The sequence below is a fragment of the Bacteroidales bacterium genome, from assembly GCA_013141385.1.
Lineage (GTDB): Bacteria > Bacteroidota > Bacteroidia > Bacteroidales > Tenuifilaceae > UBA8529.
Genome location: JABFRB010000020.1, coordinates 1 through 12157 on the forward strand (window position 1 = coordinate 1; position 12157 = coordinate 12157).

Genomic DNA, 12157 nt, shown 5'->3' on the forward strand with positions numbered 1-12157 from the left:
TTAGGATCAACAGATCGATACATAAGCAAACCATTTTTCATAAACTTATTGTTCGAATGGTTGAAGGTGATCCCATTACATATCAGAATGTTAAAATTAGTGCTTAAATAAACACCTCAATAAAAATTAATGCTATGATTAAAAAGATAAAGGATTTTCTTGCTAACAAGTATTTTAAGTTTTGTGCTGTATCATTCCTATACTTACTATGGATTATATGGCTTGGTAGCTATTGGTTACTCCCCGGATTAGTAATTATTTATGATTTATATGTTACCCGTAAAGTTAATTGGACTTTTTGGAAAAAGCGCGATGGTAAGAAAAAAAGTGCTGTTGTTGAATGGATTGATGCCATTATATTTGCCGTAGTTGCAGCAACGCTTATTAGGATGTTTTTTATTGAGGCATATACTATTCCTACGTCTTCAATGGAAAAATCATTGCTGATTGGCGATTATCTATTTGTAAGCAAAGTCAGCTATGGACCAAAATTACCAAACACGCCAATTTCATTCCCGTTTGTTCATCATACTTTACCATTCTGCAAAGAGACAAAATCATTCGTTGAATGGGTTAAGTGGCCTTACAAAAGACTTGCAGGAATGCAGAAAATAAAACGGAATGATGTTGTTGTTTTTAACTTTCCAGAAGGAGATACGGTTATCCTACAATATCAGGATGCAAGTTATTATAGTATGGTTAGGGAGTATGGTCGTGATTATATTTGGAAAAACTTTGATGTAATCTCTCGCCCAGTTGATAAAAAAGAAAATTATATTAAGCGTTGTGTTGGGATCTCTGGCGATTCGATATTAGTTAAACATGATCAGCTGTATGTTAACGGGAAGAAGCAAGAAACTATTGGTAAGGTTCAATACACCTATTTTGTAAAGACTAATGGAACACCAATAAATTCAATACATTTTGAAGAACTACATATTTCAAAAGCCGATCAAAATTATAATGCCGCAGGTGGCGTCTATAGACTTCCGTTAACGGATGAAGCTGCTGAGGAAATTAGAGGTTTTAATAATGTTATAAGCGTTGTGAAAGACGAAAATACTAACCCGGCAATGATGGCAAAGGCTATCTTTCCTCATAATCCGAAATTTCCATGGACTGAGGATAATTTTGGACCAATTTGTGTGCCTAAGAAGGGTGTTACAGTACAATTAAATTTGGATAATTTGCCGCTTTATCAAAGGATTATTGATGTTTATGAAAATAACGATTTGTTAGTTAAAGATGGAGCCATTTATATTAACGGCAAAAAAGAAACAAGTTACACCTTTAAAATGGATTATTACTTTATGATGGGTGATAATAGACATAATTCAGCGGATGGTCGTTATTGGGGATTTGTTCCTGAAGATCATATTGTTGGTAAGGCAGTATTCGTTTGGCTTTCATTGGATAAAGAAAAGAGTTTCCCTAGTAAAATCCGATGGGAGAGGATGTTTAGAGCAATACATTAGAAATATTACATTTAATTAGAAATATTATAAAACCTCAATGGTAAAGCCTTTGAGGTTTTATTGCAAATTATACATAGGTGAGCAATAATGCAGTAATCCTAGCAACAGCATATTTGCCTCCAATTCAATACTTCTCTAAATTGGTGTCGTATCCTGAAGTGTTAATTGAAGTGCATGAATCCTATTCGAAGCAAAGCTATCGAAATCGTTGTGAAATTTTAAGTTGTAATGGTCTTCTATCCTTAACCATTCCTGTTATTAAGGTTAATGGGAATAATACATTAACTAAGGATATTGAGATTGATTACTCAATGAATTGGCAAAAAAATCATTGGAAGGCAATTGAATCCGCATATAGAACTTCAGTATATTACGATTTTGTGGCTGATTTAATAAACCCTCATTTCAATAAAAAAGAGAAATTTTTAATTGATTTAAATACTAAGATTATTTTGGAGGTAATGGAATTTTTAGGAGTTAGTAAAAGAATAACGAATACTAATGAGTTTATTAAAGAGTATTCTAAAGACGTGGATGATTTTAGGAATTCAATTCATCCCAAGCCTCAATTCCAGATTATTGATAATGAATTTAAAGCAATAAAATATTTTCAAGTATTCAATGATAGGTTTAGTTTCCTTCCCAATCTTAGTATTATTGATTTGTTATTCAATGAAGGTCTAAACGGTTTAAAGATTATCAAAGATTCATCAATAAAAAAACCTACCTTGCCTATTGAAAAGGCAGGGTAGGTTTTTATTTAAATTTCTAGAATTTAAAACCTAAGGTAACAAGTAGTTTTCCTTCTGTCATTTTAGTTGAAACAGGATTTATAGCAAGAGATCCATCGGTGTTACGTAAATCATAGAAAATATAGTTTTCTTTTTGTATTGAGTATAAGTATGCCGCGTCAACAAAGAAGTTTCCTGAACGGTAACCAACTCCTCCTGATAATATTGTTCGATTTGCATTATCATTTAATCCACCCTTTTTATATGGACTTGGGTAAAAAGCATAACCTCCTCTAAGGAAAAATTCCTTTACCCGTAATTCACCACCAACTCTTATATTACTTACACTTTTATATGTGTCCTTAATTAAATTATTTTCAGCACTAAAACTTAATCCATCTCCACCATTACTGAAACGCATTGTGGAATAGTTAACGTATTCGTAATCTAAACTTAGTAGCCCTAAATCCTTAAAGACATAAGCAATACTTGCAATTGTTTTAAATGGTGTTTCTAAATGATAATCATATCTGCCTATGGGTGAAGATTCTTGATAAGTACCTGACCTCATGTAGGACTTAATAGAATAAGAGTATGTGTCTTGAAGATTATAATAGGTTGGTGTATGAAAAGCAAGTCCTAAACGCAAACCATCAATAGGTTTATATATGCCCCCAATTTTCAAATTATAGCCACTGCCTTTTGTCTCTAAGTTTTGATAATAATCAAGGGCATTAAATCTATCCCCAATATTTAGTGTATCATTACTTGAAAATGCATCCTCAAAATAAGTAGTAGAGTTTGAATAATCTAAATTTTGGGCGCATAGTGTTGCTCCCAAAAATAATCTATTTGAAAAATTTAGACCTAATGAAAACACATAATCTCCCGTTGAACCAGAAGTTTCATACAAGTTTTTCTGGAGAACTCCATCCCCATCATTTAGAGATCTTATATATCCGCCTCCTGATGCTGGGTCAAATAGAAACGTGTTCCAAGCAAGAATAGCAGGCCAGTAATATGAGCCTAATTCTTGATATGGGTCATAGTTGTCATTTGGATTACTAGGTATTGTTAAATAAGATCCGTCTATATCTTGGGGCAGGTTTGCAAAATAATTCATTATAGAATTTGAGGTATTATTACCAGTTGCAAAAGCATTTGTAAAGTAATCGTTGGTACGATTATAACCAAAAGCTAGATTCAGATTGACTAAACCGGACTGAGAATCTCCGCTAGGTTTAAAGGAGAGAACAAAGCCTAGGTTATCAAAGTATGTCCGATTTCTAGTATCTTCACCACTACTTCCGTTAAAGGAGGAGTTTATATTCCTGCTTTTAAAAGAAGGCGTTAACGTGAATTCAGATGTTCGGTAAACTCCCAACCCCGCTGGGTTGTAACTAATTGAACCAAAATCCCCCCCAAGAGCACCAAAAGCACCACCCATACTTGTAAAGCGTGCAGTACCCCCATTAAAGGCTTGGGAAAATCTTAACGCGTCAGAAGGAGATTGAGCAATTGAATAAAAGTTTAACAAAACAAGGATTATTATAGAGATTTTGGTTTTCATAAGGCGCAGGTATTATAGTTCTTATTATTTAATAGGAATTTAATGTTTGGAGTTTTACCCTAATTTGTACTACCGAATAATTTTATATTCAGTAGTACAGGGTAATTGTTTCAATGTTTCTATCTTCTTCTTTCACCACCACCAGATGAAGAAGAGTTTGATGAAGCACCTGATGATGAGTTGCTTGATGATGATCCAGATGAAGCATTACTTCCGCCGCTGGAGGAAGGTCTAGAATATGTTGATTCCCGCACTGAACCAGAGTTTCCTGTGCTAATCCTTTCTCTTGTACCTGAGGGAGTAGATGTACTTACCCTATTTGGGCTATTATATGTCGGTGTAGTATTCCTACCCCCTTCCCTTGTGGTAGATGAATTTCGACTATTTACACCTCTATTATTTATGCCTTCATTCGTACTCTGATTCCTAGAGTTTGGTCTTATATAATCATTATTTGAGGATCTTGGTCTTTGGTAATTTCCTTGATTGCCAAAGTCATTGTTTCTTCGTGTTGATTCAGTTCTATTTAAAGTGCCATTAGTATTTCTAATTCGTTGATTATTGTTTTCTTGGTTGCCAAGTCCATTGTTTCTTCGTGTTATCTCTGTTCTTTCGTTATTTCTATAAGTACCATCGTTTCTTAAACGAGCTGTATTATAATCTCCAACTCTATTGTTTCTACGAGTTACTTCTTGGGTGTTGTTTCTTTGCCCATTTCCATAAACATTAGTGCTTTGATTGGTATTTCTTGATCGAATATTAGTATTGTTTCTTACATCCCGATTAACTATTGATTCAGTTGTTGTTCCATTTCTTCTGCGGTCTGAAACAATCCGATTTTCGTATGATCCCCCTGAACGAATATTTGGTGATGTATTTGTTGTAGAACCACCAGTGCGTCTGCCATAATGCTCATTGTGATTTGCATAATATTGATTATTCCAATAGTATGAATCACCTGTATACCAATTGTTATAATTATAATAATAAGGGTTATAGTAATTATAACACCAAGAATTATAGTACCAAGGGTTATAATAATCTGAATACCAAGGACTCCAATCATTCCAGTAATTGTATGACCAGCCAAAACCGAATCTTAATCCTCTATGGTAGTTCGGCCAACCAAACAGCGCTGAGATGTACCAAGGTTCTACCCAGATTTGATTACCCATAATAACTGTATTGTATAATGATGGATCATAGGCACTTGCATAAAAATAATCGTCGGAATAGCGTGATGTAAAGTTTTCGCTACCATACCTAGGGTCTTCCATTCCCCTTAGCCTACGCTCGTAAGAATCCTGATAAGAATCTGATAATATTCTTCTGTATGGGTTTTCATCCTCAATTTTTGTAGCCAATGTATCGGTTCGGATTGTATCTGAACTATTTACATTTGCGTATTTGCTTTCTAATCGTGAGAACTTGGAAGTACTCTGTAAACTTAAATCATTAGGATTGGTAGTTTGAACTGTTTCACTGGTCACTAATGTTGTTGTTTTATTCGGTGTATAGTAAATATCATCAGCGGATGTTGTCGTTGATCTGCTCATGTACATGCTCGATGAGCACGAGGTTATTATAAACCCTATTAGAGCAATGCTGAAAATTTGAATTTTGGTTTTCATAACACACCTCCTTGTTATTAAGATATTGTTTTATTTCGCTATTTTTACAGCAATTGAATTCATGCAATTAGGACAAATATCATACCAAATAAGGACAATGGCTAAAGAAATTACAAGTAGAAAAGAGAATTATTCGCAATGGTATAACGATATCGTTATAAAGGCTGGCTTAGCTGATCATTCGGCTGTAAGAGGATGCATGGTAATTAAACCATACGGTTATGCTATATGGGAGAAAATACAAGCTCAACTGGATAGGATGTTTAAGGAAACAGGACATCAAAATGCTTATTTTCCGTTACTTATCCCAAAATCATTCTTTAGTAAAGAAGCAAGCCATGTTGAAGGATTTGCCAAAGAGTGTGCCATAGTTACTCATTATAGACTAAAAAATGATGTTAACGGAAAAGGAGTAGTTGTTGACGAAGATGCAAAACTTGAAGAAGAGTTAATTATAAGACCAACATCAGAGACTATAATTTGGAATACTTATCGTACTTGGATTCAATCGTATCGCGATTTACCAATTCTCATTAACCAATGGGCAAATGTTGTTCGGTGGGAAATGCGCACAAGGTTATTTCTTCGAACAGCAGAGTTTCTTTGGCAAGAGGGACATACAGCTCATGCAACTATGGAAGAAGCTGTTGCTGAAACAAAGCAAATGGTTAATATTTATGCAAAGTTTGCACAGGAGTGGATGTCAATGCCAGTAATTATTGGCACCAAATCTGAGGCAGAGCGATTTGCTGGAGCTGTAGATACCTATTGCATTGAAGCATTAATGCAGGATGGTAAGGCTTTACAAGCAGGAACGTCTCACTTTTTAGGACAAAATTTTGCTAAAGCATTTGACGTGAAGTTTTCAAGTAAAGAGGGAGTCCTTGATTATGTTTGGGCAACCTCATGGGGTGTATCGACCCGTTTAATGGGGGCTTTGATTATGGCTCATTCCGATGATAATGGACTAGTATTACCTCCAAAACTTGCACCAACTCAAGTTGTTTTTATCCCAATTTATAAAACAGAAGAGGAACTATCTAGAGTTACTGAAAAAGTTAATCAGCTAAAAAAATCATTGGAATTAAAGGGCATCACAACATTATATGATAATCGTGACAATCTTAAACCCGGATTTAAATTTGCTGAATATGAATTGAAAGGCTTTCCGGTTAGAATTGCAATTGGCCCTAAAGATTTAGAAAAAGGCACTGTTGAGATAGCGCGTCGCGATACCTTGGAGAAACAATTTGTATCCCAAGATAATGTGGTTGATTTTGTTGAAAAGTTACTTGTTGACATTCAGGAAAATCTTTTCAATAAAGCTGTCAGTTTTAGAACTGATAATACAACGAAGGTAGATACATATGAAGAGTTCAAGAAACTCCTTGATGAAAAGGGTGGTTTTGTTCTTGCACATTGGGATGGAACCCGTGAAACGGAAGAAATTATTAAAGAGGAGACAAAGGCGACTATCAGATGTATTCCTATTGATGGACTAAAAGAGGCTGGTAAATGTATGTTAACTGGTAAACCTTCGAATCAAAGGGTTGTTTTTGCTAGGGCTTATTAAATTGTTTTATCAATTGCTCAATTGTATATTTGTAAAAAAGGATATTTGTTTTATCAATTCTCAAAATAAAATGGAACAAAAACAAGCTGAAACCCGCAAGCTTATATTACAAAATCTTTCCGAAAAATCAGGAATGAAGCAAATTGTGTATGACAATACATTTGCCACTTTCAACATGATTAAGGAGGTTCTTCATGAAATGTCGAACGATTATAATTCAGCTTTTAAGGGGGTTGATAAACGAGTTAAACTTGAGTATCATGACCGTGGGAAGTTTGAGGCTGAAATTAGAATTGCAGGAGACATCCTCATTTTTAGCATGCACTCAAACGTTTTTCAATTTGATCGTGATCATAATATTTGGAAACTCTCATATGTAAAGGATAATGCTAATGCTTCTTATTGTGGAACTATTAACATTTATAACTTTCTGCGAGATTCATTTAAGTATAATAGATTGGATGATCTGGGCTATTTAATAGGTAGAATATTTATAAATAAAGATTATCACTACTTTGTTGAAGGAAAACGTCAGATGGGTTTTCTTTACAATAATTTTGGCACGGCAACCATTGAAAAAAATTCATTGATTAATATTATACAATCTTCAATACTTTATACTTTAGAATTTGATCTTTTGGTGCCTCCTTATGATGTAATAAAAATAGTTTCTGTAAATCAGATGAATACTAAGATTGAGAATTCAAAGTTACAAACCGGTAAACGTCTGGGTTTTAAGTTTAACTCTGATGATGTTCTTGAATAGATAAAGAGAAATATTTCAGTCAATATCAAATTATTTAAAGTCAAATGTATGAAAAACAAAGTTTTATTTTCAATATTATTCATGAGTCTACTAATAGCCTCGTGTGGAAGAAAACCGAAATCAATTGATAATTCAAACATGCAAAAGAAAGTAGAAGAGTTTGTAAAAGTTGATCTTACAACCAGTATCAACCACCTTTCAGAAAAAGAAAAGCAAATACTTCCCTTACTTTTTGATGCTGCCCAAATAATGGATGAACTCTATTGGTTGCAAACCTATGGTAGTAAGGAACAGCTACTAAGCAATATTAGTGATCCTTTTTTGCGAGATTTTGCTATGATTAACTATGGTCCTTGGGATAGACTTAATAATAACCAACCATTTATTGATGGAGTAGGTGTTAAACCTCTAGGTGCAAAATTTTATCCTCCCGATATGACAAAGGAGGAGTTTGAATCTTTTGATAATAAAGACAAAACAAGTCTTTATTCGATAATTACAAGAAATACTGAAGGTAAATTAGAGTCAATTCCATATCATATAGAATACAAAGATAAAATTGAGAGTGCTGCAAATTTAATTAAGCAAGCTTCAGAGTTGGCAGAAGATGAGGGGTTGAAAAAATATTTGAGTTTAAGGGCTGACGCTTTACTATCAGATGATTATCTTCAAAGTGACTTGGCCTGGATGGATATGAAAACTAATAATATTGACTTTGTTGTAGGTCCAATAGAAAATTATGAAGACGCATTATATAACTATAAAGCAGCCTATGAGTCTTTTATTCTGATTAAGGACATTGAATGGAGTCAAAAACTTGCTCGTTTTGCAAAGTTACTCCCAAAACTTCAGGAAAGTTTACCTGTTGAACCTCTATATAAAAAAGAAGTTCCTGGCTCAGATTCTGATTTAGGTGTATATGATGTTGTATTCTATGCTGGGGATTGCAATGCAGGTAGTAAAACTATTGCGATTAACTTGCCAAACGATGCTCAAGTTCAACTAGAAAAAGGTAGTCGTAAGTTACAATTAAAGAATGCCATGAAGTATAAATTTGATAAAATTCTTTTACCAATTGGCAATTTACTAATAGATCCTTCACAACGTAAACATATAAAATTCGATGCATTTTTTGAAAATGTTATGTTTCATGAGGTTGCTCATGGTCTTGGAGTTAAAAATCTTGTTAACGGAAAAGAAACCGTTCGTGAAGCCCTTAAGGAAAAATTTAGTGCTATTGAGGAGGGGAAAGCTGATATACTTGGCCTGTTCATGATAAAAAAACTTACCGAAATGAGTGAGTTAACCAATAAAGATTTAATGGATAACTATGTAACTTTTATGGCTGGAATATTTAGATCTGTAAGATTTGGAGCAGCGTCTGCACATGGAACGGCAAATATGGTTTGTTTTTACTACTTTCAAGATAAAGGTGCATTTGTCCGTAATCCCAAGGATGGAACTTATATGGTGGATTTCGATAAAATGACAAATGCTATGAATGAATTAGCAAACGATATTCTGAAACTCCAAGGTAATGGCGATTATGCAAATGTTGTTAAACTTTTAGAAGCAAAGGGTTTTGTTAGAGAAGAGTTGCAATCAGATCTTAATAGAGTTTCAAATGCCAATATACCTAAAGACATTACTTTTAATCAAGGTAAAAAGTTACTCGGGTTATAAATGGGTTGTAAAGATTCCGCCTTTTTTTCAAACATATTCTTGATTTAAGAATTTGTGTATTTAATGGAATTATTTGGAAACTTTTTAAGCATTATTTACCTTTAACCGGATTCAAGATAATAATTTAACTCTCAAAAACATACGTCAATGAACCTAACATTTAATTTTATAAAATCTATTTCCAATATCTACGATGAAATGATTGAAAATGGATTTTCATTGGTTTACTTAGGCGAATTTAGCCATGAAATTACTAAAATGTTTACATCAATGGCTGAGTCTGATATGGAGAAAAATAGCGAGGAAAGATCTGTTCAAAGGAAAGTCTACCATGTAATGGTTGAAACTTTGCAGAATATGAATAAGCATTCTGATGAGATTAAAGAGAGGAACATTGGTAATGGCCTTTTTATTATAGGCAAGAAACATGATACCTATTATGTAATCACATCGAACAAAGTGGCTAAAAATCATAAAGATCATTTGGAAAGTGCATTAATATCTGTTAATAACGCTTCGCCTCAGGAATTAAAAGAGATGTATAAAAGACAAATTAAGGAGGGTAGTTTATCTAATAAAGGTGGAGCTGGCTTAGGTCTTATTGATATAGCCCGTAAAACAGGAGAAACTCTGAATTATCAATTTTTACAACTTGATGACGATAACTACTTCTTTATCTTAAAAGTTGAAATAAATTCCAAAAAATTCACTAAAGATGTTGTTTAACCCGTTATTTATCAATGTGGTTAAAATCAAAAATGAGTAATCTTAATATTTCATTTTCAATTAAAGTAATAGCCATCTTTATTTTTATGAGGATGGTTTTTTTTCAGTTTAATAACTTGATTGCTGTAAATGATTCTACTCGTAATTGCAAGTATATTAAGCCAATGTGTTTAAAAGTATTACTAAAACATGATACAATTGATGAAAAATTACCATTAGCATTTCCAATTATAAAGAAAGATTCAACTATTAATATTTATACTAGAATTGAAAATAATTCACAAAAAAATTATGCTACACGAAAATTATATAGCTTGTTTTTTCGAAAGCAAAGTACTGAAGACGCTAATGAAGTAACAAACAGGACTGAAGCAACTGAGAAGTTTGCATCATTTGCTGGAAAACAAATTAATAAAATTGAGCTAATTAAACTTGAAACTTTTGGACAATCTGTCTTCGATTCAACGATTAAACCTATTACCTGGATCGAGAATAAAGTTAATAATTTGCATATTAATACAGCTAATTTTATTATTAAAAATCAGCTACTTTTTAAAGAAGGTGAGTTACTAAATCCCGTTGATTTTGCTGAAACCGAACAGTTAATACGTGATCTTAGTTATATAGAAGATGTAAACATACTAATTGAAACTATTGACGATTCTTCAAAGGTAAATATTAAAGTAATAACAAAGGATGCATGGTCTATTGGTGTAGATGCAAGATTGAACAATACACACTCAAGCCAAATTCAAATTTATGATAAAAATTTAGGCGGATTAGGTTTAGGGTTAAGCGGGTATGTATTTTATGATACGAAAAATCCGAATAGATGGGGTCATAAAGGGGAATTGAGTTTGTCAAACATTGGTGGTTCGTTTATTCAAAGTAATATTTGGTTTCGCGAAGGGCAAGGTTTTAAAACATATTCAATATCACTTAATAGAGATTTTTACGCCTCAAAAGCACTTTATGGAGGAGGAGCTAGTATAATAAAAAGTATCGAGCCTTATAGTTATTTAAATATTGATTCAACTAGTTCCATTAATTATAGTGGCTACGATTATTGGTTTGCAAGATCATTTCATGTAAGTAGAAAAGATTTGTTAAAAGCCCCACACAACTTTGTTATTGCTTATAGGTATTTAAGTACTTACTATAGCAAGCGACCGGATGTCTTAATAAACACAAATTATCCATTTCAAAATAAGAAGTATTACCTAGTTGGATTAAGCCTTGCACAGCAGGCTTTGCATAAAGCAAACTTAATCTATTCTTTTGGAGCAACTGAGGATATTCCTGCTGGATTTAAAATCCAATTTACAGCAGGGTACGAAAAAGGAGAATTTCAAGATAGATACTATTTTGGTCATGAATTTTCTGCAGCAGAAGTTGGTCCATGGGGCTACCTTTTCTCTTCTGTAAGAGCTGGAGGATTTTTAACGTCAACTAAGAAAACACAGCAAATAACAACGAACCTTCGGGCTATATATTTTTCTAACCTTATTAAGATCAGAAATATTAAACTTAGACAATTCATTAGTGTAGATTACACTAGGGGATTAAGTCGCTTTAATGGGGAAGGGGAGAGAATATTTTTGAATGAGAATTATGGCATCAGAGGACTATATAGCCGTGAGATGAGTGGGACGTCAAGACTTGTTCTAAATCTCGAAACAGTTGCGTTTAGCCCTCTATATGTTTTTGGATTTCGCTTTACATACTTTGCTTTTTGTGATATTGGTTTTATTGGATCTGCTAATGATTATTTGTTTGAAAACCAGTCGTATACTGGATTTGGACTCGGAATGCGAATTAGAAATGAAAATTTAGTATTAAACACGATATTGATTCGATTCGGTTATTACCCTAAACTCCCGACTGACCCTGATGTTTCTTATTGGTTAATAAATGGGCAGCAGAAAACAAGATTTCAGAATTTCAGAGCAAATGAACCCCGCATAGTTCCCTTTGAGTAGATTATTTATTAATCTCTTTAAAT

9 protein-coding genes are annotated in these 12157 nt (G+C 33.3%); 7 read left to right on the forward strand and 2 right to left on the reverse strand.

Annotated features, from left to right (window positions below):
* The first annotated feature begins 137 nt into the window (after positions 1-137).
* Positions 138-1475 carry a signal peptidase I gene (lepB, locus tag HOO91_12465; GenBank protein NOU18361.1) on the forward strand — a complete coding sequence of 446 codons (1338 nt, stop codon included), beginning with the start codon at positions 138-140 and terminating at the stop codon, positions 1473-1475.
* Positions 1476-1552: 77 nt separating this feature from the next.
* Positions 1553-2227: a hypothetical protein gene (locus HOO91_12470; protein ID NOU18362.1), complete on the forward strand. Its 675-nt coding sequence runs from the start codon at positions 1553-1555 to the stop codon at positions 2225-2227.
* Between the two features lie 16 nt (positions 2228-2243).
* Here the strand turns inward: HOO91_12470 and HOO91_12475 are convergent, their stop codons facing one another.
* Both HOO91_12475 and HOO91_12480 read right to left on the reverse strand, forming a co-directional pair.
* Entirely contained in the window at positions 2244-3776 is a 1533-nt protein-coding gene (locus HOO91_12475; protein NOU18363.1) for a hypothetical protein, read from the reverse strand.
* A 119-nt stretch (positions 3777-3895) separates the two neighbouring features.
* Positions 3896-5407 carry a hypothetical protein gene (locus HOO91_12480; GenBank protein ID NOU18364.1) on the reverse strand — a complete coding sequence of 504 codons (1512 nt, stop codon included), beginning with the start codon at positions 5405-5407 and terminating at the stop codon, positions 3896-3898.
* A gap of 97 nt (positions 5408-5504) precedes the next feature.
* Here HOO91_12480 and HOO91_12485 point away from each other — a divergent pair, with 97 nt between their 5' ends.
* The 5 genes from HOO91_12485 (at position 5505) to HOO91_12505 (ending at position 12134) form a co-directional block, all read left to right on the forward strand.
* Positions 5505-6980: a proline--tRNA ligase gene (locus HOO91_12485; protein ID NOU18365.1), complete on the forward strand. Its 1476-nt coding sequence runs from the start codon at positions 5505-5507 to the stop codon at positions 6978-6980.
* A gap of 70 nt (positions 6981-7050) precedes the next feature.
* On the forward strand, positions 7051-7746 hold the full coding sequence (locus HOO91_12490) for a hypothetical protein (protein ID NOU18366.1): 696 nt from the start codon (positions 7051-7053) through the stop codon (positions 7744-7746).
* 48 nt (positions 7747-7794) lie between these two features.
* Entirely contained in the window at positions 7795-9429 is a 1635-nt protein-coding gene (locus tag HOO91_12495; GenBank protein ID NOU18367.1) for a Zn-dependent hydrolase, read from the forward strand.
* A gap of 147 nt (positions 9430-9576) precedes the next feature.
* The gene (locus tag HOO91_12500) at positions 9577-10155 is read left to right on the forward strand and encodes a hypothetical protein (GenBank protein ID NOU18368.1); all 579 of its coding nucleotides are present in this window, start codon (positions 9577-9579) and stop codon (positions 10153-10155) included.
* Positions 10156-10187: 32 nt separating this feature from the next.
* On the forward strand, positions 10188-12134 hold the full coding sequence (locus HOO91_12505) for a hypothetical protein (GenBank protein NOU18369.1): 1947 nt from the start codon (positions 10188-10190) through the stop codon (positions 12132-12134).
* Positions 12135-12157 lie beyond the last annotated feature (23 nt).